Annotated in this window: 32 protein-coding genes and 1 pseudogene; 22 read left to right on the top strand and 11 right to left on the bottom strand. The window is 40.1% G+C overall.

Annotated features, from left to right (window positions below):
- Positions 1-72: 72 nt before the first annotated feature.
- The 20 genes from ACFOUY_RS07740 to ACFOUY_RS07835 all read left to right on the top strand — a co-directional run bounded on the left by ACFOUY_RS07740 (position 73) and on the right by ACFOUY_RS07835 (position 15171).
- Positions 73-366, top strand: a complete 294-nt coding sequence (locus ACFOUY_RS07740; RefSeq protein ID WP_378959919.1) for a GNAT family N-acetyltransferase — start codon at positions 73-75, stop codon at positions 364-366.
- 216 nt (positions 367-582) lie between these two features.
- The gene (locus ACFOUY_RS07745) at positions 583-888 is read left to right on the top strand and encodes an SH3-like domain-containing protein (protein ID WP_378959920.1); all 306 of its coding nucleotides are present in this window, start codon (positions 583-585) and stop codon (positions 886-888) included.
- Between the two features lie 9 nt (positions 889-897).
- Positions 898-1521, top strand: coding sequence for a nitrile hydratase subunit alpha (locus tag ACFOUY_RS07750; protein WP_378959921.1), 624 nt, complete (start codon positions 898-900; stop codon positions 1519-1521).
- 18 nt (positions 1522-1539) lie between these two features.
- Complete coding sequence (locus ACFOUY_RS07755; protein WP_378959922.1) at positions 1540-1875, top strand: hypothetical protein; 336 nt, start codon at positions 1540-1542, stop codon at positions 1873-1875.
- The gene (locus ACFOUY_RS07760) at positions 1875-2675 is read left to right on the top strand and encodes a HoxN/HupN/NixA family nickel/cobalt transporter (RefSeq protein WP_378959923.1); all 801 of its coding nucleotides are present in this window, start codon (positions 1875-1877) and stop codon (positions 2673-2675) included. The genes ACFOUY_RS07755 and ACFOUY_RS07760 overlap by 1 nt, the downstream gene beginning before the upstream one ends.
- Positions 2620-3009: a (2Fe-2S) ferredoxin domain-containing protein gene (locus ACFOUY_RS07765; protein WP_378959924.1), complete on the top strand. Its 390-nt coding sequence runs from the start codon at positions 2620-2622 to the stop codon at positions 3007-3009. The genes ACFOUY_RS07760 and ACFOUY_RS07765 overlap by 56 nt, the downstream gene beginning before the upstream one ends.
- Positions 3010-3346: 337 nt before the next feature.
- A complete protein-coding gene (locus ACFOUY_RS07770) occupies positions 3347-4327 on the top strand; it encodes a heme-binding domain-containing protein (RefSeq protein WP_378959925.1) in 981 nt (326 codons plus the stop codon).
- Between the two features lie 171 nt (positions 4328-4498).
- Positions 4499-4804: a hypothetical protein gene (locus tag ACFOUY_RS07775; RefSeq protein WP_378959926.1), complete on the top strand. Its 306-nt coding sequence runs from the start codon at positions 4499-4501 to the stop codon at positions 4802-4804.
- Between the two features lie 652 nt (positions 4805-5456).
- A complete protein-coding gene (locus ACFOUY_RS07780) occupies positions 5457-6365 on the top strand; it encodes an alpha/beta fold hydrolase (RefSeq protein ID WP_378959965.1) in 909 nt (302 codons plus the stop codon).
- A gap of 19 nt (positions 6366-6384) precedes the next feature.
- A complete protein-coding gene (locus ACFOUY_RS07785; RefSeq protein ID WP_378959928.1) occupies positions 6385-6795 on the top strand; it encodes a DUF1348 family protein in 411 nt (136 codons plus the stop codon).
- Positions 6796-6933: 138 nt separating this feature from the next.
- On the top strand, positions 6934-7245 hold the full coding sequence (locus ACFOUY_RS07790) for a DinB family protein (protein WP_378959929.1): 312 nt from the start codon (positions 6934-6936) through the stop codon (positions 7243-7245).
- Between the two features lie 163 nt (positions 7246-7408).
- A complete protein-coding gene (locus ACFOUY_RS07795) occupies positions 7409-8524 on the top strand; it encodes an alkene reductase (protein WP_378959930.1) in 1116 nt (371 codons plus the stop codon).
- A gap of 133 nt (positions 8525-8657) precedes the next feature.
- Positions 8658-9647 (top strand): SLAC1 anion channel family protein, encoded by a 990-nt coding sequence (locus tag ACFOUY_RS07800; RefSeq protein ID WP_378959931.1) that lies wholly within the window; start codon positions 8658-8660, stop codon positions 9645-9647.
- Between the two features lie 95 nt (positions 9648-9742).
- The gene (locus tag ACFOUY_RS07805) at positions 9743-10132 is read left to right on the top strand and encodes a DUF302 domain-containing protein (RefSeq protein ID WP_378959932.1); all 390 of its coding nucleotides are present in this window, start codon (positions 9743-9745) and stop codon (positions 10130-10132) included.
- A 442-nt stretch (positions 10133-10574) separates the two neighbouring features.
- Entirely contained in the window at positions 10575-10883 is a 309-nt protein-coding gene (locus tag ACFOUY_RS07810; RefSeq protein WP_378959933.1) for a hypothetical protein, read from the top strand.
- Positions 10884-10951: 68 nt separating this feature from the next.
- On the top strand, positions 10952-11965 hold the full coding sequence (locus ACFOUY_RS07815) for an alpha/beta hydrolase (protein WP_378959934.1): 1014 nt from the start codon (positions 10952-10954) through the stop codon (positions 11963-11965).
- A gap of 109 nt (positions 11966-12074) precedes the next feature.
- The gene (locus ACFOUY_RS07820) at positions 12075-13034 is read left to right on the top strand and encodes an alpha/beta hydrolase (protein ID WP_378959966.1); all 960 of its coding nucleotides are present in this window, start codon (positions 12075-12077) and stop codon (positions 13032-13034) included.
- A 205-nt stretch (positions 13035-13239) separates the two neighbouring features.
- The gene (locus tag ACFOUY_RS07825) at positions 13240-14124 is read left to right on the top strand and encodes a pyridoxamine 5'-phosphate oxidase family protein (protein ID WP_378959935.1); all 885 of its coding nucleotides are present in this window, start codon (positions 13240-13242) and stop codon (positions 14122-14124) included.
- Positions 14125-14145: 21 nt separating this feature from the next.
- Complete coding sequence (locus ACFOUY_RS07830) at positions 14146-14451, top strand: hypothetical protein (protein ID WP_378959936.1); 306 nt, start codon at positions 14146-14148, stop codon at positions 14449-14451.
- A gap of 93 nt (positions 14452-14544) precedes the next feature.
- On the top strand, positions 14545-15171 hold the full coding sequence (locus tag ACFOUY_RS07835; protein ID WP_378959937.1) for a pyridoxamine 5'-phosphate oxidase family protein: 627 nt from the start codon (positions 14545-14547) through the stop codon (positions 15169-15171).
- 77 nt (positions 15172-15248) lie between these two features.
- Here the strand turns inward: ACFOUY_RS07835 and ACFOUY_RS07840 are convergent, their stop codons facing one another.
- Both ACFOUY_RS07840 and ACFOUY_RS07845 read right to left on the bottom strand, forming a co-directional pair.
- Positions 15249-15698, bottom strand: a complete 450-nt coding sequence (locus ACFOUY_RS07840) for a cupin domain-containing protein (RefSeq protein ID WP_378959938.1) — start codon at positions 15696-15698, stop codon at positions 15249-15251.
- A 110-nt stretch (positions 15699-15808) separates the two neighbouring features.
- Positions 15809-16723 carry an AraC family transcriptional regulator gene (locus tag ACFOUY_RS07845; RefSeq protein ID WP_378959939.1) on the bottom strand — a complete coding sequence of 305 codons (915 nt, stop codon included), beginning with the start codon at positions 16721-16723 and terminating at the stop codon, positions 15809-15811.
- A 417-nt stretch (positions 16724-17140) separates the two neighbouring features.
- On the opposite strand from ACFOUY_RS07845, the gene ACFOUY_RS07850 reads away from it, so the two are divergent.
- Complete coding sequence (locus ACFOUY_RS07850; RefSeq protein WP_378959940.1) at positions 17141-18088, top strand: MBL fold metallo-hydrolase; 948 nt, start codon at positions 17141-17143, stop codon at positions 18086-18088.
- Between the two features lie 121 nt (positions 18089-18209).
- Positions 18210-18305, top strand: a pseudogene (locus ACFOUY_RS07855) (SDR family NAD(P)-dependent oxidoreductase); the annotation flags it as partial.
- 166 nt (positions 18306-18471) lie between these two features.
- Here the strand turns inward: ACFOUY_RS07855 and ACFOUY_RS07860 are convergent.
- From ACFOUY_RS07860 to ACFOUY_RS07900, 9 genes are all read right to left on the bottom strand, one after another.
- On the bottom strand, positions 18472-18780 hold the full coding sequence (locus tag ACFOUY_RS07860) for a putative quinol monooxygenase (RefSeq protein ID WP_378959941.1): 309 nt from the start codon (positions 18778-18780) through the stop codon (positions 18472-18474).
- A gap of 24 nt (positions 18781-18804) precedes the next feature.
- Positions 18805-19380 carry a DUF417 family protein gene (locus ACFOUY_RS07865; protein ID WP_378959942.1) on the bottom strand — a complete coding sequence of 192 codons (576 nt, stop codon included), beginning with the start codon at positions 19378-19380 and terminating at the stop codon, positions 18805-18807.
- A 71-nt stretch (positions 19381-19451) separates the two neighbouring features.
- Positions 19452-19877, bottom strand: coding sequence for an OsmC family protein (locus ACFOUY_RS07870; RefSeq protein WP_378959943.1), 426 nt, complete (start codon positions 19875-19877; stop codon positions 19452-19454).
- A gap of 132 nt (positions 19878-20009) precedes the next feature.
- The gene (locus ACFOUY_RS07875; protein ID WP_378959944.1) at positions 20010-21071 is read right to left on the bottom strand and encodes an MBL fold metallo-hydrolase; all 1062 of its coding nucleotides are present in this window, start codon (positions 21069-21071) and stop codon (positions 20010-20012) included.
- Positions 21072-21233: 162 nt separating this feature from the next.
- Positions 21234-21944 carry a bacillithiol biosynthesis deacetylase BshB1 gene (gene bshB1, locus ACFOUY_RS07880; protein ID WP_378959945.1) on the bottom strand — a complete coding sequence of 237 codons (711 nt, stop codon included), beginning with the start codon at positions 21942-21944 and terminating at the stop codon, positions 21234-21236.
- A complete protein-coding gene (locus ACFOUY_RS07885) occupies positions 21941-22546 on the bottom strand; it encodes a nucleoside-triphosphatase (protein ID WP_378959946.1) in 606 nt (201 codons plus the stop codon). Before ACFOUY_RS07885 ends, bshB1 begins: the two co-directional genes overlap by 4 nt.
- Positions 22501-23484, bottom strand: a complete 984-nt coding sequence (locus tag ACFOUY_RS07890; protein ID WP_378959947.1) for a type I glyceraldehyde-3-phosphate dehydrogenase — start codon at positions 23482-23484, stop codon at positions 22501-22503. Before ACFOUY_RS07890 ends, ACFOUY_RS07885 begins: the two co-directional genes overlap by 46 nt.
- Before the next feature lie 45 nt (positions 23485-23529).
- The gene (locus ACFOUY_RS07895) at positions 23530-24075 is read right to left on the bottom strand and encodes a carboxymuconolactone decarboxylase family protein (protein WP_378959948.1); all 546 of its coding nucleotides are present in this window, start codon (positions 24073-24075) and stop codon (positions 23530-23532) included.
- A 182-nt stretch (positions 24076-24257) separates the two neighbouring features.
- A complete protein-coding gene (locus ACFOUY_RS07900; RefSeq protein WP_378959949.1) occupies positions 24258-25103 on the bottom strand; it encodes an AraC family transcriptional regulator in 846 nt (281 codons plus the stop codon).
- Between the last annotated feature and the right edge of the window lie 73 nt (positions 25104-25176).

Raw genomic sequence — 25176 nt, forward strand, 5'->3', positions numbered from 1 at the left:
AATGGGGAAAGGTGAGTAAAGTTGATTAAAAAGTGCGCTCGTTTGCTTAACCTCAGTAAAAACTAAATAGCTATGAATGAGATAAAGTATGAATCCGAAAGGGCTGGTGAACAGGCTTTCAATTTTTATGAGGACGGTAATAAGGTGGGCGGGATGGATATTAGCGTGGATAACAAAACCCTCACCGTACATCGGACACATGTTACTGAAGGAAAGAAAGGGAAAGGATACGCTGGCGAACTCATAGATTGCATGATTGAATTTGCCAGAAAAAACGAGCTTAAAGTAAAACCGTTATGCCCTTTCGTAAACGCTCAGTTTAAAAAGGAACCGACACTTTATATAGATCTATGGAGCTCGGAGTAATCAATAATTCCGCTAATCCCCCAGCTTGTTTCAAGTTCATCCGTTTCTAAATGCTGCAGCGGTTAGTGATATTTCAATTATATGCAGTCAGTCAGCGAAATGCCGTGTCTAATAATAACTGGATATTAGATGCAATAGTCTGATAGACAGTATTTTATTTTTGGGTTCGTTGTTTGCTATTTCCGAATTATCAGTTCACAAAACTTCTTAAGTCCAATGATCAAAACAGTTGAGCATCACCCTTCGCCATTAGAAATTGGCAGTCGGGTTAAAGTAGCATCCAAATTTCCGATAGGGCACTACAGGGTACCCATGTATATAAGAGGAAAAGAAGGCCAGGTCGTAAGAAATCTGGGCAAATATATTAACCCTGAGCAGGAGGCTTTTGGAAAAAATGCCGGAAATAAGCTTTGGTACTATATGGTATCTTTTGATCAGGGCATGGTCTGGCCAGATTATGTTGGAGAACCAGCAGATAAACTGGAAATAGAAATTTTTGAAAATTGGTTGGAAAAAGTTTAAACAAAAGATATGGATAACCACCACAATCATCCCCATGACCACAGCCCTATACAAGAGGATGAACAACCGGGCTATTATGAAATTTTAGAAATCACCATCAGAGAACTCTTAATCGAAAAAGGGATAATCGGAAGTGAGGATGTAAGAAAGCAAATAGAGGTTTTGGATTCACGCTCGCCGGTGCTCGGTTCAAAACTTGTAGTAAAAGCATGGAAGGATCCGGAGTTTAAAAAAAGGCTTCTCGCAAATGGAAATACAGCAGCGGAAGAAATGGGTATAACTATATATGACGATACCGCATTCACCGTATTGGAAGATACACCATCAGTTCATCACATGATTGTTTGCACGCTTTGTTCGTGTTATCCACGTGCGGTACTTGGACTACCGCCTGACTGGTATAAAAGCAAGCAGTATAGGTCAAGAGCTATAAAAGAACCAAGAGCTGTTCTTGCAGAATTCGGCACCATAATTCCCGATGATATTCAGGTTATCATTAATGATTCAACAGCAAACCAGAGATACATGGTACTCCCACTACGGCCAGCTGGAACAGAAAACTTCAGCGATGAACAACTTGAAGCGATCGTTACCAGAGATACCATGATTGGGGTGTCTATTTGTTCAATTTAAATAATTCAAGTAAAAAATATGTCAACAGAGAATTTAGTAAAGCACTTGCCTAACGATTTTGGGGGAACAGGTTGCTCAGATGATAAAATTGAGATATATGAACGAGCACTTTTTCCTTGGGAAAAAAGATGCCATGCGCTTTTAGACGTTCTGGATTATCACAAAGTTGTCAATACAGAGGAAAAGCGCAGGGGAACTGAAAATCTGGGTTCCGAAATGGCTTCAAAACTTAGCTACTATGAAAAGTGGATCGTTTCTGCATCGAATTGCCTGCTTCAAAAAGGTATGATCTCGCCAGATGAGATTGCTGTAAAGTCAAAAGAAGTTGAAGCGCGTATTAATATGACGCTGTAATGGAATATTCGGCAGTCATGTTGATGATCATGTTGGGACTTCGGCATGGATTTGACCCTGACCACATCGCTATAATCGACGGAATAAGTGTGAGATATACCGTTTCCAAGCCTAAGCTGGCCAAATGGACAGGCACGCTCTTTGCTATCGGCCACGGGTTTATAGTGACCTTGGTGATGACCAGTATTGGCTATATCGGCCATTCGACCCGGTTGCCGGATGGCTTGTGGAAATTCATGGAATGGGTACCTGGAGCAGTTTTGATATTGGTTGGGTTGATGAATTTAAGGATGCTAACTCAAAAAACTGTATATAAGCCTCATGGGCTAAAATACTTTTTTATTCCTTCAAGTATAAAAAACAGCTCCAATCCCTTCGCCATTATCTTTATAGGAGCGCTGTTCGCCATGGTTTTTGATACCAACACCCAAGCTACTGCCTGGGCTTATGCTGCAACATCACAAATGACCATTTGGTATGCACTCATCCTCGGGATCGCATTTTCAATAGGCATGATTACCACAGATACACTTGACAGCAGAATATTATTTTCACTCATGCTCACCTCTCAAAGAGATTCATCTGTTCTGAATTACCGCAGAAAGCTTGGTTGGATAATCGTTTACATTTCACTAGTTGTTGGGAGCTACAAATTTTTATCACATGTATTCCCTGAAATTGAGCTTCAGGAATCAGTTTTGACTGGAATTGGGATAGCTTTTTTTGTTCTTATGAGCATTTTTTATGCCTACATCATATATGGTATTCATCGTGCCGGGAGGGAAAAACATGGCAATTAAAGATTTGACAATTGTTAAAACGCATTTATTTATGTGCAATGGAGGGAGCTGCAAGTCGAAAGGCTCAGAAGAATCCATTGTCGAAATTAGAAAGTTAATTGAGGAGGCCGGAATCGGTGAAACTATCCACACCACTAAAACCTTATGCAACGGAAGGTGTAATGACGGGCCAATCGTTATAGCGATGCCCAGAGGGTTCTGGTTTTCTAAACTGACCGTGCCAAGAGTGAAAGACTGGATCGATGGTTTTATTATACGGGGCGAAACTCCGACCGAAAATCTTCTATTCACTTACGGTTCACAGGAAATTAATAATGCCCAGGAAGGAGACTGATCTGGGTGGGAACATCATAAAGGCAGAAATAATTTTAGGGCTTTCATACTAAAAGTTCAATACGGGATGATCTGCGTTAGCATATAGTTTCAACTGTGTTACCCTAAGAAGCTATCCCGAGCGAAGGATTATTTCGCTATTCTCTGAAACGATTTTTGATATTTCACAACCTCTTATTTTTTTCGTTTAATCTCGTTATGCAGATAAGTTTGTGTTATGGTTATTTAACTGAAAATCAATGCTTTGTATATTGGTGTGCAATTGGTAAACAGTAGTTGGAACAGAAAAGATCCTGATTCACAAATTTATTTTTTTAATTTAACAAGCTAATGTAATTATGGAAACACAGAGAAAAAGGATAAACAGAAAAGTCCTAGTCATTATCATCATCGTTGTCTTTGTTGGAATTAGCCTGCAGTTTACCGGGCCCGAAATCGTTAACCCGCCAATTACCTCAGAGATCCAGGTTCCCGAAAATGTTTCCGCCATTTTACGCAAAGCATGTTACGATTGTCACTCGAATGAATCCAGGCCATCCTGGTTTGATAAAATCGCTCCGGTTTCCTGGCTTGTTTCATCAGACATTAAGCAAGCAAGGTCAAGGTTCAATTTTTCGCAGTGGAATGATCTTGCACCTGCAGACCAACAGGTGAAATTCTGGGAAATGATAAATATGGCTCAAAATAACAAAATGCCTCTGCCAAGTTATGTAACTTTTCATCCAGATGCAAAGTTGACCAAAACAGATATTGATGTGCTTAAAAAATATGGTCAGCAGTTCATATTATCTAAGCCAGGCGATACTGCGGGCGTAAAGGAAGCAGAAAAAGAACTTGCTATTTTTATGGCTCTAGGTAATAGACCACAGTTAGAGCCAGTATCCCTTAATGGCATCAAATATTCGGGGGATTATAAAAACTGGAAAGTGATGGTTGCTACAACCCGATTTGAAACACGCACGATGCGTGTCGTTTACGGGAATGATATTGCCATTAGAGCCATAGAAGAGGGTAACATAAATCCCTGGCCACAGGGTTCGACTATTGTAAAAGTTGTATGGAATATGATCGAAGATGCCGATGGTAATATAAGACCCGGAACTTTTAATAATACGCAATGGATGGTCAAAGATGATCAGAAATTTCAAGACACCAAGGGTTGGGGTTTTGCAAGATTTAATGGTACTAATTTATTGCCGTATGGTAAAAATGCAGCATTTGGAACAGAATGCTTTAACTGCCACAAATTAGTAAAGGAAACAGGCTATGTTTTCGATCTGCCCGTTAGTAAGAAAAATCAACTAGCCTCTACCAAATAACACTTGTCAACTCACCGCCAAAACAAGAAAAATATTATGAAATTGATAAACATATTTCTCGCCATTTCCTGCACTTTCTTTAGTTGTAGATCACCCAAAGATAAAAGGGTCATTTTTGACGCAGCGGGGCAGAAACCGATTACCTCTTTAATCAGCAAAAAGCTAAATACAGTGTCCATCTTATTTGGAAATGAACCTGCAGCAAAGGCATCAATAACGGGTACGGAAGGTAAGGGCGGAGAAATTTATACCCTGGTTACCTGGAACCAGGAGGGTAATAAATTCTGGTATCCTGGTCTAATCAACGGAAGTGTAAAAAGTATTGAGATTGTGGCGATTGGAAACTCAGGGGATAAAATCGACTTCAATTATAGGCTTAAGGAAGGAGAGGCTCCCTTGAATAAGACAAACTCTCCCTTCACATCGCAAGAACGAATTGATTATATTACAAAGTTGAAGCCTTCGGTATACCCATAACTTTTTTACGCCTGTTCTTGCAAGTAAGTTTTATCTTTAAACTGATAATATAGAAGTTTTTTTAGCTCATCCCCAAAAGACTAGCGTAAATCAAAAATAAATATGTTTGTTTTGATCTATGACAAACGCATCTCATAAACCTCGGGGACTATCCCGAAAAAATTAGTGAAGTTAATGTGAGTTGCTAATCCATATTGGTTGGTTTTAATTGGCCTTTTCTATAATTTTTATGATTTGTAAAGACAGGGTTTAGGCGAGCTTTTTCCATCCCTATTGCATGCATTGTTGCGCTTAGTTTCTTGTTTTTATTCAGTCAATCTCCTTTACAGCCAGCGTTTTTCCAGCCCCTTTCTCCCGGACTTACCTGCCCTATGGAAATCATTTTTTTGTTCCAGAGTGTGTCCTCTATTGTTATATCAATTTTCTTTCGGCAATAGGACGAAATATCAGTATTGAAAAAAATAGTTATTTGTTTTAAGTATTTGTTTTTCAGGTAGTTGTTGTGTGGCATAAAGTTTTCTAAACCATTAGTGTAGCGTTAAGCTAAAGACTACTGAATGCTCACAAAATCAATCCATCGTCCAGGTAAGGACATCAACAAAAATTAAACAATATTAATATGAAACTCAAATTAATTATCGCCCTATTGCTAGTGTTAGTTCTAGGTGGGGCAGAGGCACAAATTCCTGACATCAATATGGTGAGGTATGGTTCGGTTAAAATAGAAGATGTTAACGTATTTTATCGAGAGACCGGTTCTCCTGATAAACCTACGCTGCTTTTGTTGCACGGATTCCCAACTTCTTCCCACATGTTCCGTAACCTGATGATCGCATTACAGGACAAGTACCATCTTATTGCACCAGATTATCCAGGCTATGGAAGCAGTTCGGCTCCATCAGTAAAAGATTTCGAATATACTTTTGACCATCTTGCCACAATTGTAGACAAGTTCGCTCAGGCTAAAGGGCTTAACAAATATAGTCTTTACGTGATGGACTATGGTGCTCCTGTTGGATTCAGACTTGCAACAATGCATCCTGAGAAAGTTCAGGCGCTGATTATCCAGAACGGAAATGCGTATGATGAAGGTCTTGAAGATTTTTGGAAACCTTTCCGTGAATTATGGAAAGATCCGAAAAAACAAGAGAATATTGATGCAATGATGAAAATATTAACCATTGATGCAACCAAATGGCAGTATACAAATGGCGTAGGAGATACAACTAAAATAAGTCCTGAAAACTGGATTATTGACCAGGCAGGTATGGATCGTCCCGGCAATAAAGATATACAGCTGGCCCTATTTTATTCGTATGGAAGCAATCCGCCACTTTACCCTCAATGGCAGGCGTATTTTAGAAAACATCAACCACCTACTATCGTTATGTGGGGCAAAAATGACTATATTTTTCCTCCATCAGGCGCAACCCCGTATAAACGTGATCTTAAGAATATTGAAGTTCATATATTACCTACCGGGCACTTTGCACTCGAGGAATACGGGTTTGATATGGCAAAACATATAGACGAATTTTTATCTAAGAATAACATCAAATAATATTTAAACTAACCGAACAATGGAAATACGATATCCAGTTCCACCATTTAATCTAGCTTCGGCAACAGAAAAGGTCCAGTTGGCGGAGGATGCATGGAATAGCTGTGATCCTGTGCGAGTTTCGTTAGGCTATACCATAGACACCGAGTGGCGAAACCGTTGCCAGTTTCTTAACGGAAGAGCGCAGGTCGTGGAATTTTTAACGAAAAAATGGCAGGAAGAACTTTATTATAAGCTTCGAAAAGAGCTCTGGGCATTTAACGGTAATCGCATTGCAGTCAGGTTTGAGTATGAATGTCAGCGTAAAAGTGGAGAATGGTTCCGTGCATATGGAAATGAAAACTGGGAATATGATGAGAATGGCCTAATGCGAAGGCGATTTGCGAGTATTAATGACCTGCAGATACAGGAGCAGGAGCGACGACTTTAAAAAATTGTAGTGTGAGGGTTCGTCGGGAACCCGAATCTGCACTTATCGATGGGCGCTTTCCTGGCTATATTTCCAGGAAAGATGCTCCCGATATCTTAGATTTTTTTTTGAAGTTGAAACAACTTTATCATTTAGGATATGAACGATGTATTTAAATTCATTAACGATTCGCGGCAGGCTTTCATTAAATTTTTGGATGGTTTAACGATTGAACAGTTAAACCATATGCCAGAAGGTTATAATAATAATATCATATGGCACTTTGGACATGTTGTAGTTTCTACGAAGGCACTGTGTTATTTACGGACTGGGATTCTGAAACAGCCATCAGATATTTTGTTTTATGAGTTTTACAAGTCTGGCACCAGGCAGGCCTACCGGGTTAGGGGAAATGAATTTCAGAAATTAAAAAGCTTGGCTAATCGAAAGTATCAAAGGAATAAAGAGTGACTATGACTGGGTGTTATTTGAGCGGCTAATTCCCTTTTCGACATCTACCTATTCAACAGAAATACAAAATATAAATGAGTTGCTTATCAAACAATAGGTCATGATAACCTACATTTTGGTTATGCACTGGCACTTAAAAAATTAATATCAGCCTAAGTCAGTTATGAAAAACCTGAAAAGTCTGTTTCGGCCATATCTTTTAGGGAATCTTGAACTTGCAAATAAAATTGTAATGGCGCCGATGACCAGGGCCAGGGCATGCAATGAAGAATTGGTGCCCACAGACGAACATCTAGTCTATTATGCCCAGCGTTCTAGCGCAGGTCTAATTATAAGCGAAAGCGTACCTGTAAGCAAAAATGGGATCGGGGCAGTCCACATTCCTGGCATTTATACGCAGATTCAGGTCGATCAGTGGAAGAAAGTAACTGCTGCTGTGCATAGTAAGAAAGGTCATATTTTTGTTCAGCTCGTTCATTGTGGTTCGGTTTCTAACCGTTCTCTGCTTTCAGGAAAAAGGCCGTGTGGGCCTTCTGCTGTTAACCCAATGGAACAAGTTCATACCTTGAAGGGTGCCAAAAATACGGTTATACCCAAAGCATTTTCTAAAAAAGAAATAAAAAGCCTTGTTGCCGAATTTAAACATGCGGCCATCTCTGCAATGGAAGCAGATTTCGATGGCATAGAATTACATGCCCAGCTTTACACGCTTATACCACAATTTTTGAGTCCGCTAACTAACCTTCGCCATGACGAATATGGTGGAAATATCCCCAACCGGGCAAGGGTTTTATTCGAAATACTGGAGGCGGTAAGTGAGGTATGGCGGTATGATAGGATTGGTATAAAGTTTGCGCCAGCCGCATTTAACAAGGGACTGATAAATCCTGGTACTGAAACGCTGGATACATTTAAGTACCTTCTTAAAGAGCTTAGTAAAAAAGGTCTTGCCTATATTCACTTAGTTGGGCCCGCCCGCTCGCTGCTTGGGACGGCGCTTGAAAGCATAGAAAATGGCTACTTTGAATATTTCAGGAATCTTTATAAAGGAACATTGATTGCAAACAAGGCTTTTGGAGTTGATTCGGCAGAAGAAATTTTGGTGAGTAAAAACGCAGATCTGGTATCTTTCGGCGTTCCATTTATAGCAAATCCAGATCTTGTCGATAGGTTTCGCAACGGATGGGAACTCTCGACGGCGGAGAGCAGTTCATACTATTCTTTAGGGACAAGGGGATATACAGACTATCCTAATTATTTGTCCGGATTTGATAGCTGAGCCTTAATCTTTTTATCGATCCTACCTTGGAACCGCACCATCAAAACAGCGAGGGATAATATGCTTTTATTAACCCTTTTAGAAAAAAAATAACAAAAGTAGAGAGATAATTATTTAGCTAAAAAATTTACGTATGAAAGCTGAAGTATCAGATAAAAGTTTTTTAGAGTTTCTTCCGGTTAGCCTGTTCGGTGGGGTGATGGGTTTATGTGGACTGAGTTTCTGCTGGCGGCTAGCGGAAAAATCCTGGGGCATCCATCCTTATTTTAGTAATGCCGCTGGTGTGCTGGCTGTCCTTTGTTTTCTAATACTATTTGTTGCCTATGTGATCAAAATATTCAGGTATCCAAAATTGGTTATCGCTGAGGCAAACCACCCGGTTCAGATATGCTTTTTTGCAACGTTCATTGTGTGTCTACTCCTTATTCCAGGGATTACCCTACCTTATCTTCCCGTGTTTTCCAAAGTAATCTGGTCAGCAGGAGCATTAATGATTTTTATTTTTGCGCTACATGTGTTGCGTAAATGGTTAGACAATAAACAACAGCCTGAGAGCGCCATGCCGATCTGGATTCTTCCGGTCGTTGGCACCCTTGATGTTCCTGTGGTGGGATATCACATCGGGATACCTGGTGTAAAAGAAATCTGCCTGATGTTTTTTGGGATTGGTGTGCTATTTGGTATAATTTTGATTGTTGTAGTCATTTCCAGACTTTTTTTTCAGGCACCAATTCCTCCTGAACTTCAGGCCACCCTGCTTATTTTAACTGGTCCATTTGCTTTAGCATATACCGGTTACATAGAGATTCAGGGGAATCAGGATATTGCCTCAGCAACAATGTTTTACTTCAATATTTTTCTCTTTTTGTTGATTTCGGGCAAAATTATGTTGTTGCCTATTAGCTGCCCGTTCAAAGTTTCCTGGTGGTCGGTGAGCTTTCCCCTAACCGCAATTACGGTCACCTGTTTCCACTACGCCAATTTCAGCCATTACTACATTCATAAATTAATGGCCGGGGGTATGATCCTGTTGACCACCACAGTGATAATCTACCTGCTTTTTCAGACATTTTTTAAAATTTCGACCCGTACTTTTGTACCCCTAACGCCCAGTAAATCATGATTATGCATCTTCCTGAAGATATAAACAGAAGACATTTTCTTCATGCGCTGGGCATATTTAGCGCAACTTTTTTTTTCTCGTTTAAATTTAAAAATATGGAGACACTTAAAAATATTACCATACGCCAAAGCAACTTTACTGTTGAGGAAACCCTCAACCGTATTGCTTTTTTTCTTCAGAGTAAAGGCATCACAATTTATGCCCGAATAGATCAGCAAAATGAAATGGCAAAAATTGGTCAGAAAATAAGACCGATGGAATTTATTATGTTTGGCAAGCCTTCAGTTGGATTTAAAGCGGTTAGTATTAACCCAGTTATTGCCCTGGATCTTCCCCTTAAAATACTTGTTTATGAAAATGAAAATGGAAAAGTGCACATCGCCTACAATGAGCAGGGGTTTCTTTCTGAACGATACAAATTAGACCCGTCAGTTGCCTCACTTTTTGTTTTAGACGCTGTTGTGAGCAGTGCATTGGAGAACTGATGCCAGGATTATTATTTTTCAATGGGCGATAAGTGTTTCTGTTGATAGGAGAAATCGCTTATTTGTTCGCTATTTTCTGGTTAGATTTTTTTCTCCTTACTTGGATGGATCTATTGCTATTGCATCGGTAAACAAGGTAGAAAACAAGAGCGCAGAGAAGGTTGTACCTCAATAATTTAAAAGATACTTTTTGAATATTACAGTGAATCGGGCCGGAAAAAAGTATGTGCTTGCATTTGTATCACTTAATCGACCTAAATATCTAAAGCAAAATCGGTTCGCGAATACATCATATTTCAATAGATTATCGCAAAAACCTGATATTAAATGAATTGCATTTCGAAGATTTTATGTTAAGGTTCTGATATTCAGTCACTTAAATTGCGGCATATTTTCTGAATTATCTAATTGGAGGCAGCTTGGATATTTTCCAACTAAACTTATGACAACATTATCAACCAGGAGGGTGAAATCTAGGATGACACAAAAAATAATCGAAATGCACAACAAAGGTTACGAATATGATTTTCAGATAATTGATGGACCACGAATCGTCTGCCTGCAGGATAATGTGCCTTTCCAGCATGAAAGAGTACAGATTTGTGTAATCGATCAATGTTTTGATTCTGTTTCAAAGCAGTTTAAGTATATCCATACCATTGAAACGAGCTGCGGAAGAAAAGGATTGTTGCTTGATGGAAGGCTTTTCACAAGCCCACAGTCCAATAATTATTTTATGCCCGAATCTTGAATAACAAATTTGGTTATCGTTTAATAACCTGCTGACTAACTATATCTTAAACTATTAATTATTTTAAAATGGAGACGCAAAAAGAAAACGAAGTAATGGCAATTACACCTTTTCAGGATGATCCGCTATTATCGGTGGAGGTCAAGGAATTTTTAAAGGCATTAAATGATCCCGCAAATCAGCCGCTTGAGTCGATGGACCCAGTAGATGCACGCAAAGTACTGGAAGGTGCTCAATTATCTGTTGAGGTGGATATGTCGGGCATAGAAGAATCAGAGCACAGCATTGAAGCGGACGGCTTTAAAATATTGCTCAATATCGTGAGACCTGAGGGGGTTAGCGGGATACTTCCTGTTTTTATTTTTATTCATGGGGGTGGCTGGGTGCTTGGCGATTACCCGACGCATAAAAGAATGGTAAGGGATCTAGTAGTCATGTCAAAAGCATGCGGCGTATTTGTCAACTATACCAGAACTCCGGATGCGGCATTTCTAACAGCGATTAATGAAATTTATGCTGCTACAAAGTGGGTGGCTGAAAATGGCGAAAAAATTAATGTCGATGGAAAGAGGCTCGCAGTGGTAGGAAATAGTGTTGGCGGTAATATGACCGCGGTAACTGCATTGAAAGCCAAAGCAATGGGAGGTCCGGATATAAAACTGCTTATCATGATGTGGCCGATAGTTGATTGTGATTTTGAGACCGCTTCTTACCGCAGGTTTGGTCAGCAGCGCTTTCTTACTACTCCATTAATGAAATGGATGTATGATATGTATATCCCTGACCCAGAAAAAAGAAAGGATATCCTAGCTTCGCCACTAAGAGCCACTATTGCACAGTTAAAAGACCTTCCACCCACACTTATTCAGGTTGCTGAGTGCGACGTACTGCGTGATGAAGGGGAAGCATATGCCAGAAAACTGAATGAAGCGGGTGTAAAAGTTACTTGTGTCCGCTATAATGGTGTTATTCATGATTTCGGATTACTCAATCCATTGGCGAGCATTCCACAGACTAGATCTCTTTTCGTCCAAGGAGCTGCCGAAATAAAAAAATACCTCATGGAAGATAAACACATTTAAAATCCCAAATATTATGAAAAATAATTTTAGTCCTTTGCTGGGTAAATATTTACAGTACATATTTACCATATTATTGGCTTCAACCTTCAGCATCCCGGCATTGGGACAGGTGAACTGGGCGGTAGACGAACATCTAAGCCCTAAAGTCAAAGATTTCTTAAAATTATTAAACAACGGATCCCCCGGTCTGGAGACGCTCAGCCCTAAAGCGGCACGACAAGTTTTGGTGGATGCACAAAAGGCCTTCAAGATTGATATGTCAGGGGTTTCGATGAGCGAGAAGACCATAAAAAGCGATGGTTATACCATAAAGTTGAATATAGTGAGACCTGCAGGTGCCAAAGGCGTACTGCCTGTTTTTATATTCATCCATGGAGGGGGCTGGGTTTTAGGCGATTTTCCTACGCACATGAGAATGGTGCGTGATCTATCTGTATTATCAGGGTTTGAGGGGGTGTTTGTGAACTACACCAGAACGCCTGAAGCAGTATTCCCAACGCAGATTAATGAAATTTATGCAGCAATAAAATGGGTCGCAGCAAATGGAGCGCAAATTAATGCCGATGGTAAAAATATGGCCATTGTAGGAAACAGTGTTGGAGGAAATATGACCGCTGTAACATCTATAATGGCTAAAGAACGTAAAGGACCAAAGATAAAATTACAAATTATGATGTGGCCAATCGTTGACTGTGATTTCGAAACAGCCTCTTATAAACTTTATGGACAGGACAGATTCCTTACCGTTCCGACAATGAAGTGGATGTACGACATGTATATCCCCGATCCAAATAAAAGGTTTGATATACATGCATCCCCTTTGAGGGCAACAAAAGAACAGCTTAAAGGACTACCACCTGCACTTATTCAGGTCGCCGAAAATGATATTTTGCGTGATGAAGGCGAAGCTTACGGACGGGCACTTGAGCAGGCCGGGGTAAGTGTAACTACGGTCAGGTACAATGGAGTAATTCATGATTTTGGTCTCCTTAACGGTATTGGCTATATACCCCAGACCCGCTCTTTGTTTTTGCAGGCAGCCGCAGAATTGAAGAAACGTTTAAAATAGCCTATCCAATTAACCCGCCGGTTCATAGTTTTTTAGGTTTAATATGGGCCGGTACTCTCTAGTATGGCCTTGTGCGGGACGATGCCATACGGCTGAAGATAATATATGTTTTTGATTTAGTCCGTTGCAGAATTCCTCGCCATTGCCGATGAAAATGTGTTCTGCCACCGGGCGGGACACATTTCACGTTTATATTATAATTATTATGTCTGGTACAATATTTCATGAAGGCGAGCTATATGTTCAGCGAATTACCGGAGAGGATTTAACAGCCCAGCGCAATTGTAGCATGGTACAGGAAGTGCTCAACACAGGGATGGAAATGTATATCAAAGATATTTCTACATTTTTTGTATCCAGTAAAGATTCATCCGGAAATTTGTGGGCTTCAATAATTTCGGGTAAAAAAGCATTTTTGACCATTTCAAACCATACCAATCTGATCCTGGACACGAATATGCTTTTGTCTGATCCTGGAGATGTTTTCTGGAAAAATATAACCCTTGATACTAACATTGGCATGTTATTTATCGACCTGCAAACAAGAAGAAGGCTTAGAATCAATGGAAAAACCACTGTGGCCGGAAACATTATCAACATTGCCATTGAACAGTGTTTTCCTAATTGCCCAAAATATATTCAGCGCAGACAAATTCTGTCAAGTGCTTCAAATAATGCGGGGTTAGGTGAGTCGCTTATAGAATGGATTAAAAATGCAGACACCTGTTTTGTTGCGAGTGCGAGCAGCAAATCTGAAATGGATGTCTCCCACAGGGGTGGGCATTCTGGATTTATTCTTTTTGAGTCCGAAAATGTGCTTATAGTCCCAGATTATACTGGTAACAGCATGTTCAATACGCTCGGGAACTTTTTTGTCAATCCTGCAGCCGGAATGCTCTTTATTGATTTTTCCAACGGCAATACCCTTCAGTTGAGCGGAACTGCGGAACTTCATCTACAAAATGATGAAAATCCTTTTGTAGATAAAGCAACTCGCTATTGGAAATTTTACATCAGCCGAAAAATATTAAAAAACTCTGTTCCCGGGTTTTCGGCGAATTTCATAGACTTTTCACCTTTCAATCCCTGATCATCAATAAAAGAAAATATTATGAGCGTTAAATTTCACTACAATACACTTGCAACTGCCTTGGACGAGCTTAAGGGCAGGGGTTTCGTGCTTGATTTCAATCTGGAAGAAAATAGTTTTTTTACAGATTCGAATAAATTCCAGGTTGAGGATTTTCGGATCGTCGATATCTACAGATACGAAGGGGATACAGATCCGGCGGATGAGGTATCGCTTTATGCACTGGAATCTAAGCATGGATTACGAGGGTTTTTTCTGGCAAGTTACGGAGCGCTCACGGATGAATATTCTACCAGGGTTCTTCATTTACTCAAAGAGATCACATAGTGTTTATTCCAATGCTCTTGCCGACAATCTGAGGAAGTTTATCCTGCATTTTTATAATTTAATTTCTTATTTTGTTGAACAATTCAAAACAACATGAATTATCCAGAAATCGCTTTTACCAACGAGGTTAAAATTCTACAGGAAAAGTATGGGAGTCGGGCAGGATATGCCCGAATGGCTCAAATCAGGACAACAGATGGCTTGTCAAATGAAGAAATTGATTTTATTTCACAACAGGATTATTTCTATTTGTCAACCATTAGCGAAAGTGGTTATCCTTATATACAGTTCAGGGGTGGGCCAAAGGGTTTTCTCAAAGTACTGGATCCCTCTACACTTGGATTCATAGATTTTGAAGGAAATAAACAGTACATTTCTACAGGTAACCTGGCTACCAATAATAAGGCTGCATTGTTTTTTCTTGACCAGGCTGCCAGGGCGAGGCTGAAAATGTTCGCGGAAATCGAAGTGGTTTCCTTGACGGATAATCCCGTTCTGGAAGAACAGCTCAGATTGGAGGACTACCCCTACAAGCCAAAAAGTATCATGCTATTAAAGATTCAGGGCTTCGACTGGAACTGTCCCCAGCACATAACCCCCAGATATACCCAGCAGGAAATCCAGGAAGCATTTAAGGATCAGCTCAGTGAGTCTAAGAAATTAAAAGAGGAAAATGAAGCATTAAAAGCCCAGATAAGAACATTGAAGGCGTCTCGGTAGATGTTAAATCTGTGTCCATCTATTTTTATAATCAATAAAGTAAACTAACCCAGCATAGGGGCAATGCATTTTATGGATTAAGGCCTGCTTCCCGGCGGCCCCAGCAGGACATCACCAATTGCTTCGGACAGGTTCAAGAATTTTTTCATAGTTTCATGATCCTCAATGGGCGGCTGGTCTGATGTCGCTGGCCTTCCAACCGACCTGATCAGCTTTGCAAATCCACTGGGCGAGGCTACAGTCAGTGCTCGGTTTTTTTCATTGCTACCAGCTGACACTACGTGTGGAGTATTTGCAGGTATAAAAACACTTTCCCCTACTTTTACTTTAATGCTCAATCCTGGGATGTAAATGGTAAAATCTCCTTCAAGCACGTAAATTTCCTCTGAATACTTGCTGTGAAGGTGAACAGGTGTCTCAACCTCAGCGGCGAGTGTTCCCTCGATCAGATCATAGTGTCCATCTGACTTTTGCTCGTCCACAAGTATCTTTAACTCTGTGCCGAACAACCAATAATTCTGTTCCATATATTAAAATTTAGATTCACGCAATTCGTATAACTGCTCATTCACAAATTGATTTATGCCAAATGCCTTAGACTATTAAATGCTTCGCTGTGAGGAATCTGCTTTGGAAATCAATCAACGTATTGAAAAACTCTGGCGTGACGCTGCCCAGTGCCATACCCGAGGTTTCTGCGGAATTCCTCAGGCGTCATTTCTGTATGCTTTTTGAAGAATTTGGAGAAATAAGAATTGTCATTGAAATTCAGTTTATAACCAATTTCAGAGATTGATAATTCATGATTGACCATCAGTCTTTTAGCTTCCATGATGATTCGTTCGCTAATGATCTCCCGGGATGACTTTCCAAGCATTTCATTACACAGGGAATTTAAATGGTTTGTGGTCATAAAGAGCCGTTGCGCATATTCGCTTGGAAGCTTCATACTGAAAAGATTTTCTTCAATTAGATTCAGGAATTTTTTAATCTGCCCAGACTTATGTGTAGTGCATTCATCAGTTCGTTTTTGATTGCTTAGCCGGCTTAAATGAATAAAAAGCTGAAGCATCAAAACTTTGAGCATATCCGTTCCCATCCTTTTGTCTGCAGAAGATTCTGACAGAATGCTATCAAACAGGGACAATATATCGACAGTTGAGGCTTCTGGAATTTGAATTATCGAATTGTTAATCGATCCTTTCAAATAAGAAAACTGATCAAGGTAATCGGCTTTAAGCAAAAACGAATTAAAAAAGGGAACGGAAAAGTTGATAATGTAGCCCTCAGCATTTTCATCACACGCAAAGGTTTGTAGCTGTCCTGGAATCATAAAATATATCTGCTGGGGACTGATCTCAAAGCTGTTGAAATCTATGGACATAAGACCTGAGCCCCGGGTAAACAAAACCAAGTGATAAAATGAATGTCTGTGTGGACATAGTAGTTTTCTGTTCGAGCGGATATAGCTTGAGAAAGTACTGACATAAATATCAGCTTTAGAACACGGAGAAAGTGAGCAGGTATCGAAGAAGGGAAAATTTCTATCCATAATATGCATATGTAAATAACGCAACCTAACTTGAAGACTCGAGTTTGGCGATAATTATTTAATAGCTAATAATATGCCTTTGATTATTTGTCTGTAAATCATTGTTTTATGTTTTTTTTAAGATTTTCATCGATTTATATCTCGTTCATTCATAACAGAAAATTGAAATAGCAAGAATCCTTTAAGCGAGTAATGGACAGGGCGTCTTTTATAGGTCTTTAGTAAGAACAAAATTCTCCCTTAGAAGATGGGAAAAAAAGCCAAATCATCGGGAATAAAATCCATTTTTTCGGGCAGTTAAAACGCAAACTTTGTGTTGTTAAGTGCCTAACATAAAAACTGGGCGAATAATAACCTGACACGGGATAATACTGATACAGGTATAAAAATAATTTTACACTCACTAATAAATAAAAAATGGAAAATCTAGACATGACCAGGAGAAATTTCCTCGCCGCCACCGGAGTTCTAACAGCGGGAATTATAGCATTTCCCCATGAGTTGTTTGCACAAAAAACAAGCCCGGTTATTACCATCATAAACGCTGCGGGAAAATCCCCGGTTTCGGTAACCAAGTTAAGGGGGAATATCAGTGTGATTGAGGGCTCAGGAGGAAATATCGGCGTGTTTGCCGGGGAAAATGGTAAGTTAATGGTGGATGCTGGAATTGATGTTTCCAAAGATAAAATTAGAAAAGCAATGGCAGGTATTAGCTCCAAACCATTGAAATACCTGATTAATACACATTGGCATTTTGATCATGCAAGCGGCAATCCCTGGGTTCATCAGGATGGGGCGACCATTATCGCTCAGGAGAAAACAAAAACAAATCTAATGAAGACCATCCGGGTTGAAGATTGGGATTATACCTTTAAGCCTTTACCTGCAGGAGGAATTCCTACAGTACTTTTTAAAGATGAGCACCACTTGAAATTTAACAACGAAGATATCTTGATGCACTATTATGGTCCGGCCCATACTGATTGTGATATTTCCGTTTACTTTCCACATGCCGATGTTATCCATGTAGCAGATACTTTCTGGAACGGTTATTATCCCTTTATCGACTATTCAAGCGGGGGCTCCATCAAAGGAACAATTGCTGCCGCTGTGGTAAATGTAAAAAAAATTGGCCCTAAAACCATTGTCATCCCAGGTCATGGCCCGATAGGTAACAGGGCGCAGCTTTCTCAGTTTGCAGATATGCTGCAAGAAGTTCATCATAAAGTGGCTACGCAAAAAAAACAGGGAAAATCATTAAAAGAAGTGGTAGCAAGTAAGCCGACAAAGTCTTATGATGCCAAGTTTGGTAATTTTGTGATCAAAGGAGATACCTTTGCCTATCTGGTTTATAAAGGTGCTTGATATTGATGGATTTTAGAAAAGGCAACCAAAAAGAGGATTTGTATACAAATAACCTCTTTTTGTGTTGACACAATCCGATTCGCTAATCAGATATTTGTATTATAAAATTAAATAACAGAAAATGAAAAAGACAATCTTTATAACAGGTGCAAGTAGTGGTATCGGAAAAGAAACAGCAAAATTATTTCAAGCTAACGGCTGGAATGTAACTGCGACCTTTTAAATTTTCCAATAAAATGTTCTAATTCTGTAATATCAGGTTACACCTAACGAGGCCATCAATTTAATCACTTCCATTTCAAATTTTATTTTTGAAATAGAACATCAACAGACTAATTAAGTAAATTAAATGACTTGATGTTCAATTTATCAGCTCTCTCAGGCTAAGCTTTCCATTCCTTGATTGTAAAAAACACTTCGGGCTCTCTTTTCACACCCAGGTTCACAAGTGCTTTTTCAAATGGGATACGGTATTCTCTGGCCATTTGTTTTTCCATAAATTCTGGAACCGTAGAATTCCATGTTTCATAAACAAGGATGGAATTGGGATCTTCCATAGCTTCGGCTATTGATGCATCAACGAACTTTTCCTCTGATGCGATAACATTGAACAAGTCAATTAGAATGTCCTTGAATTCTTCTCTATTCTTATCCGTTGTGGTAAACTTGATAGATAATGCTAACTTTTTCATAGTATCTTATTGTTAAATATTAAATTAATTGTGATTATTTTTTTCTCTGCTCAGATATAGCTTCGCAGATTCGCTCATCATTACGATCGCACCCCCAAGCATAATCACATCTTTGAGAACAAGCCTGCCTCTTCCAGAAAGGTAAGGAAAACCCCATTCGCTGTCTCCTAGTTTTGGAACCCAGCTTTCCGGCGTTGTAATGAGAAATGACAGTGTTCCAATTGCGAGTATGACTACAAGAAAGCTTCCGATCATACTGAGCATTGGTGCCCATTGATGGAGTGCTACCAATATTCCTATCGTAATGAGCAGTGCGCCAAGCGCATAAGCAAACCCATATGTATTATTCGCCTGATGCCACTGGTGTATTCTTGCCACATATTCACCTTCCTTGTTGGAGTTCTTTTTATATTCTCCGGGATTGTTGTACAGAAAGGACATCAGCGGACTATTGGCGACAAAGGGCACAATTCCATCTGCTTCATAGGTAAAAAATTTTAGTCCTCCTATCCAGATAAGTACAACCACAATTCCAATCCTTGTAACTTTTCTTCCCAGAACATCAAGTCCTGCAATTTTTTCAATTATTGACGATTTCATTTTATTTTTTATAAGAAAATTTCTAATGCAATTTTGAAGACTTTAGGCGAACGCCTGATCTTCGGTGCTGATTAAGCTGCTACTTCTTTTTTCATTTCCGTTGCGTGTTCAATTTCCCAATCTCCTTCAATCATCCTCACCACATAACATCTGTCTGCCTGAGCTAAAAGTTCTTTTTTCTGCTCCTCACTAAGATCGCCTTCAATGCTAATAGCGGTAGCAATTTTTGTAGAAAGCCTGCCATCCTCGCCACGTTTTGTTTCCTGAGTGAGTTCAGCATCAACATTACCGATCTCCCAGCCATTTTTACGGGCAATGAACCTTACTGTTGCCGCCTTACACATCGCAATACCACTTAAAAGAAGCTCTGGGGGTGAAAAGCCAAGATCAGTTCCTTTACTATTTAAGGGCTCATCGCCCACAATTGCATGTTTACCGTTTGTTATCAGTGACTGATAACCTGTAGGGAAATTTGTGATATTTAATTTAGTTGCCATAACTATAAAATTTATGATGTCTTGATTGACGATACAAATTTGCAACAGATTTAAAGACTACAGTTAGGCACGTTTTCCCGATCTCTTAACAGAATTTCCCGAGCGATATTTTGTTAAAAAACGATTCTCTGCTTACTGCCGTTTAGGGACATCGGCTGCGGATTCACGCACATAAGGTATTAGCTTTCTGGCATTACTATAGGACCAAACATCGACACCCGATAGCTTTCCTTTCCATTTTTCTTCGACCTTGCTGCTGGTTTTTCTGGCGATCACATCGAAATAATCCTCCATCATCAAATGAATATTTGCCATTCCTGTTTTGGCGACAACTGAAGCAAAATCTGTTTTCTGTATTGCATCTGAAAGCCCTGAATAGAGGTCGTCTACATATTCCATATTCTGATCGATTTCTTCCCTTGTCCCCAGCTTGGAATAGTGGCCGGGAACGAGCACATCAAAATCAAGCTTTAGCACAAACCTCTGGATATCTATATAACCATCCAAATCCTGGCAGTATGCCAGTTGCTCAAATGGTATCCATCCAGGGAAAACGATATCGACCATCATAACGATCTTTTCTTTTGGTAAAAAGACAATTACGTCCTCACCACTGTGTGCCGCACTTCCGGAAGTTAATAGCACGATTTTTCTGCCTCCGATGTTCAGCTCCATTTTTTTGCTGAATGTTTTAGTTGGAAGCGGAACCGGTTTTCCGCCAACATAAGCGCCGAATGGGATCATGCCTTCCGATAGGTTGTGCCGTCTAAGGTCTTTGGCAGTACCTTCAGAGGTAATGATTACCGGATTGCCTGGGTATAGTGCTGCTCCTCCAATATGATCGGGATGCGGATGGGTGTAGATGACATGAGTAACGTTCATATCTGTTATTTCTTTTAGACTTTTCAAAAGGTTTCCCCCAAGAGAAGGAGGGGCATCAACTGCCACCACACCTGTTGATGTCAGAATAAACATCACCTGATATATCCCGTCAGTCGCATAATAAACCTTGTCTTTGATCTCTTTGATCAGATAGCCTTTTGATGGGTCAATCGCGACAGTTGAGCCATCAACTAAGGGCAGGCTCTGCGGGTGGTTCGAACGGATCTCAATTTGGGCATCTGCTGAAAAAATACAGCCGGTCACTAAAATCGTGATCATCAAGAGGATTTTTAGAGTCGATATTTTTTTCATTTCATTTAGTTTTAAGCTGTGATTTTAATTTCGAGCTTATCAAAGTTAATCTGACTCGCATTCAGCAAATTGTATTTTTCATGTCCATGATGGTACTATTGCACGATTTTTGGCAGTTTGCGCTCGGTCTGGATTGGGAAAAAGCTGGACTGGAAAGAGAAACTAAATAATACTGGAGAAGTTTTTTGCACCTATGTAGCGTTCGGAAGTAAAGCCCTCTGCATAGTTAACATTGATAGCCCTGCCAAAGATTTTGTTCGTTGCCTCAATCTGCCCCATAAGAGCTAATATTCCATTTGCCTGGTGATCATCAGCGGTTAGGAACTGTGAACGAAAAAGCTTGATTGTCTCCATTTTTTTTTCAAATACCGATGATATATCGATTACCACATCAGGTTTAAGAAAATAATCTTGGATATAATGGTAAACCGCGGAAGGGCGCCATGGTTCCTGCAGGTATTCTTCATTTGCTACATCACTGAGCTTTTTGAGCCCGGATAGAAAACTTGCCTGGGATACAAGTTCGGCTGCGTTTTTGTGATCTGGGTGACGATCGCTTATTGCATTGGCTAGGATAATTTTCGGCTTGTATTCCCTAATTATCTGGATAACTTTCAATCTGTTGCTAAAACTGTTTTCAATCCGACCATCGCCAAGATCCAGATTCCTTCTGGCAAAAAGGCCCATATGTTCTGCCGCCAGAAGAGCTTCCTGCTGACGCGTCTCAGTGTCACCGAATGTACCCATTTCTCCCCGGGTGAGGTCAACTACAACTACTTTCCCGCCATCTAGGATGGAGGAAATCAACACACCTCCAGCGGCACATTCCACATCATCGGGGTGCGCCCCAAAAGCCAATATATCCACTTTCATATTAGATGGTCTAAATCAAGCTTACTGATGTGGAGCGCATTTCCATTTCCATAGGTCATATCCACACCTTCAATAAGACATTGCCTCGCAACAAACAGGATATTCCTTATTCCGCTTTTCAACACCCTGTCAACAGTGAGGTGGAATCCAGAGCCTTCGAGTTCGAGTTTGCCGATTTCATCAAATATGGCCCAGGCAGGCATTTGCTGTAAAAATGTGTCAACAAAGTTATCGGCATGGCTGAATGCCTTCTTATCAAGAAAGAAATTCCCGATAATTAGCGTATCATGTCGTGGCTCAGTGAGCTCATACTCATAATAGCGCATATGGGTTACATCATATAGCACTTTAATCCCGTCAGAAGTTGGGGTAATAAAACCACATGCACGCTTGTCCCTTACCCAGTGCATAAGTGCGCTAGATTTTCCCGACTGCAGTGGACCTGACAAAATAAATATCCGTGGAACATCCATAATTGTAAATTGACAAAAAAGTACTTTTCTCCATTCAGGATTTGCAATACCGGAATGGCATGGGCAGTTCAGTCTAAAAATTATTAAATCTCCAGTATCTGCCTGATCATCTGATTGGTAAAGCCCCATTCGTTATCATACCAAGCCATTACCTTTACCAGATCACCATCAACCACTCTGGTCATTTCCAGATCGACAACTGCCGCATATGGACTTTTTATGATATCGGTAGATACCAGAGGCTCATCGGTAACATCAATAACTTTTTGGTAACGTGGCGTTTTTGCCTCCTCTATCAAAATCGCATTAATCTCTTGCGCAGAAGTATTCCGTTTGGTTATAAAGGTAATATCTGACATTGATCCTACCGGAACAGGTACCCTTACCGCAACCCCGTCGAACTTTCCCTGGTATTCAGGTAGCGCCTTTGTTGTTGCGATCGCGGCACCGGTAGCAGCCGGAGAAATGTTGATGCCGGCATTTCTGCCCATTCTGGGCTCCCTCTTCGATGGTGCATCTACCAAGGTCTGGGAAGCAGTATAGGCGTGGATCGTATTTAGTATGGCTTTTTTAATGCCTATCCTGCGTCCGAGTATTTCAATGATTGGGCTTATATTATTTGTGGTACAGCTGGCGCTTGAAAATACCGCTACTTTTCCCTGTTGGGTGTTAACACCATATACAATAGTTGGGGTGTCTTTGGTTGGGCCAGAAATAACAACAACCCGAGCTCCTGCTGAAATATGTTTACGTGCATCCTGATCATTGGTAAACAAACCTGTGCTTTCGATAACAATTTCAGCCTTTAGCTTAGACCAGGGGAGATCAGCAGGTGAGTTGATTGATGAATAAGCAATTTTATGCCCGTCTACAATAAGATACCCTTCCTGGTGGCTCACTTGCCTATCGTATCTTCCGTAAATGGAATCATATTTTAATAGATATGCAGCATTCTCGATACTCATCAGGTCATTCACAGCGACAATCTCCAGGTCTTCTGTATCCATAACAATCTTCAGGGCAGACCTTCCAATCCGCCCAAAACCATTTATAGCGATTTTTTTCATAGCTTATTAATTAAAATGTTTTTTACTTAGAAAAGATCCTGAATGCTAATGATGGGCTATCGGCGCAAGTTTCGGAAAGTCAATCTCTGTATCCGCAACATTGTTGAAATAATTCGTAAATACGCTAAGTGCTACGGAGGCTACAATTTCTGCTATTTCGCCCTCGGTAAATCCGGCAGTCCTGACTGCTTCTATTTCATCATTGGAAACCTTGCCTTTTGAATCCAGAATGGCGCCGGCGAAAATCAATGCTGCAGCCATTTTAGGATCTTCGGATTGTCCATGACGAGCGGCCTCTATGGCATCAGGTGAGATGCCCATTTTTCCGCCAATAAAGGTATGAGCTGAATTGCAATAGTCGCAACCGTTATGATTAGCGACTGCCAGAGACAGCATTTCGCCGAGCTTGCTTCCAAGTGTTGATGTACCCATAGCCGAACTGAACCCCAGATATGCACCAAGTACAGCTGGTGAATTGCCCATAGTTTTCATTACATTGGGAACCATTCCCATTTTGCCTTTGATTGTATCAAAAAGTTCTTTTGACTTCCCGGTAGTTTCTTCCGGATTCAATGCTTTTAACCTTGCCATAATCTTGGATATAAATTTGTATAAGTTGTTTGTTACTACAAATTTGCATTATCTAAGGGTTATAGATTAGGCACGTTTTCCCGATTAGTTGGCTTTTTTTCCCGATTTTCAATAAACCGAGGAAAATAAAAACCTATCTAGAAGACTGATGAAATAATTATCGTAAAACAGCGGTATTTATCTTAAGCAACCACAAGCTGTGCAATGCGTTCCCTATATTGAATTGGGGAAATGCCTTCCCTGTTTTTAAAAAACCGGCTAAAAGTCTGCAGGTCTTCGTAGCCTAGTGAATAGGCGATTTCCTTTACCGAAAGTCTGGTAAAATTTAGTTGCCTTCTGGCATGTAGCATAATGCGGTCATGAATGATTTCCAGCGGAGGCCGTGCTGAAGCTAAAGCAAAAAGGTTGGAAAGGGTTTTGGGAGATTTATTAAGTTTGGAAGCATAGAAGGCGACATCATGATGTGTTGAAAAATTACCTTCAACAAGAAAACTAAATTCACGGATAATGTCTATCTGGTTTTTCTGTAGTGAATGGAACCGACTTGATTTTTTGAGGTTTCGTGCTGAAAGGATCAGCATTCTTTTTAAAAGAGATTGGAGCATATCCATCTGAAGGCTGTCCCGGTCATGCATTTCGGAAGAAAAAATCTCCCATAGGGTCTCAAATTTCTTTACATCATCCGGTAGGATCTCAACAATCGGAACTTCCATAGCTCCAAAAAAAAGGAGACCTTTGGAACCCACTTCGTTATCATAGTTGACCGGGCAGAAAAATGGCTGGTTGAAGCGGATCAACCTGGCAGAATCAACCTCTATACAATCTATCTTTTGGTAATCTGTCAAGAATATAATTTGATTTTGTGAAAGGTGGAATCCCATTCTGTCGATATCAACGGTCATCGATTTCCCTGTATTCCAGATGATTGTCATATCTGTACTCTTGACGTCAAAAAGTGTCTGTTTATTTTCGCTATTGATAATCTCCAGCGTTAGTTTCTCGTGTGAAGGTCCTTCAAAAATCATCATAAATTATTGTATTTCAAATTTAGGCAACTTTATGGTTTCTATGTATAAGAAAGTGAAATTTTAAGTTCCAAGA

The organism is Pedobacter jamesrossensis (genome assembly GCF_042650905.1).
Classification (GTDB): Bacteria; Bacteroidota; Bacteroidia; order Sphingobacteriales; family Sphingobacteriaceae; genus Pedobacter; species Pedobacter jamesrossensis.

Coding starts and splice junctions, on each gene's coding strand:
- ACFOUY_RS07740 (WP_378959919.1), top strand. CDS start 73: ATGAATGAGATAAAGTATGAATCCGAAAGGGCTGGTGAACAGGCTTTC.
- ACFOUY_RS07745 (WP_378959920.1), top strand. CDS start 583: ATGATCAAAACAGTTGAGCATCACCCTTCGCCATTAGAAATTGGCAGT.
- ACFOUY_RS07750 (WP_378959921.1), top strand. CDS start 898: ATGGATAACCACCACAATCATCCCCATGACCACAGCCCTATACAAGAG.
- ACFOUY_RS07755 (WP_378959922.1), top strand. CDS start 1,540: ATGTCAACAGAGAATTTAGTAAAGCACTTGCCTAACGATTTTGGGGGA.
- ACFOUY_RS07760 (WP_378959923.1), top strand. CDS start 1,875: ATGGAATATTCGGCAGTCATGTTGATGATCATGTTGGGACTTCGGCAT.
- ACFOUY_RS07765 (WP_378959924.1), top strand. CDS start 2,620: ATGCCTACATCATATATGGTATTCATCGTGCCGGGAGGGAAAAACATG.
- ACFOUY_RS07770 (WP_378959925.1), top strand. CDS start 3,347: ATGGAAACACAGAGAAAAAGGATAAACAGAAAAGTCCTAGTCATTATC.
- ACFOUY_RS07785 (WP_378959928.1), top strand. CDS start 6,385: ATGGAAATACGATATCCAGTTCCACCATTTAATCTAGCTTCGGCAACA.
- ACFOUY_RS07790 (WP_378959929.1), top strand. CDS start 6,934: ATGAACGATGTATTTAAATTCATTAACGATTCGCGGCAGGCTTTCATT.
- ACFOUY_RS07795 (WP_378959930.1), top strand. CDS start 7,409: ATGAAAAACCTGAAAAGTCTGTTTCGGCCATATCTTTTAGGGAATCTT.
- ACFOUY_RS07800 (WP_378959931.1), top strand. CDS start 8,658: ATGAAAGCTGAAGTATCAGATAAAAGTTTTTTAGAGTTTCTTCCGGTT.
- ACFOUY_RS07805 (WP_378959932.1), top strand. CDS start 9,743: ATGGAGACACTTAAAAATATTACCATACGCCAAAGCAACTTTACTGTT.
- ACFOUY_RS07810 (WP_378959933.1), top strand. CDS start 10,575: ATGACAACATTATCAACCAGGAGGGTGAAATCTAGGATGACACAAAAA.
- ACFOUY_RS07815 (WP_378959934.1), top strand. CDS start 10,952: ATGGAGACGCAAAAAGAAAACGAAGTAATGGCAATTACACCTTTTCAG.
- ACFOUY_RS07825 (WP_378959935.1), top strand. CDS start 13,240: ATGTCTGGTACAATATTTCATGAAGGCGAGCTATATGTTCAGCGAATT.
- ACFOUY_RS07830 (WP_378959936.1), top strand. CDS start 14,146: ATGAGCGTTAAATTTCACTACAATACACTTGCAACTGCCTTGGACGAG.
- ACFOUY_RS07835 (WP_378959937.1), top strand. CDS start 14,545: ATGAATTATCCAGAAATCGCTTTTACCAACGAGGTTAAAATTCTACAG.
- ACFOUY_RS07840 (WP_378959938.1), bottom strand. CDS start 15,698: ATGGAACAGAATTATTGGTTGTTCGGCACAGAGTTAAAGATACTTGTG.
- ACFOUY_RS07845 (WP_378959939.1), bottom strand. CDS start 16,723: ATGGATAGAAATTTTCCCTTCTTCGATACCTGCTCACTTTCTCCGTGT.
- ACFOUY_RS07850 (WP_378959940.1), top strand. CDS start 17,141: ATGGAAAATCTAGACATGACCAGGAGAAATTTCCTCGCCGCCACCGGA.
- ACFOUY_RS07860 (WP_378959941.1), bottom strand. CDS start 18,780: ATGAAAAAGTTAGCATTATCTATCAAGTTTACCACAACGGATAAGAAT.
- ACFOUY_RS07865 (WP_378959942.1), bottom strand. CDS start 19,380: ATGAAATCGTCAATAATTGAAAAAATTGCAGGACTTGATGTTCTGGGA.
- ACFOUY_RS07870 (WP_378959943.1), bottom strand. CDS start 19,877: ATGGCAACTAAATTAAATATCACAAATTTCCCTACAGGTTATCAGTCA.
- ACFOUY_RS07875 (WP_378959944.1), bottom strand. CDS start 21,071: ATGAAAAAAATATCGACTCTAAAAATCCTCTTGATGATCACGATTTTA.
- bshB1 (WP_378959945.1), bottom strand. CDS start 21,944: ATGAAAGTGGATATATTGGCTTTTGGGGCGCACCCCGATGATGTGGAA.
- ACFOUY_RS07885 (WP_378959946.1), bottom strand. CDS start 22,546: ATGGGGCTTTACCAATCAGATGATCAGGCAGATACTGGAGATTTAATA.
- ACFOUY_RS07890 (WP_378959947.1), bottom strand. CDS start 23,484: ATGAAAAAAATCGCTATAAATGGTTTTGGGCGGATTGGAAGGTCTGCC.
- ACFOUY_RS07895 (WP_378959948.1), bottom strand. CDS start 24,075: ATGGCAAGGTTAAAAGCATTGAATCCGGAAGAAACTACCGGGAAGTCA.
- ACFOUY_RS07900 (WP_378959949.1), bottom strand. CDS start 25,103: ATGATGATTTTTGAAGGACCTTCACACGAGAAACTAACGCTGGAGATT.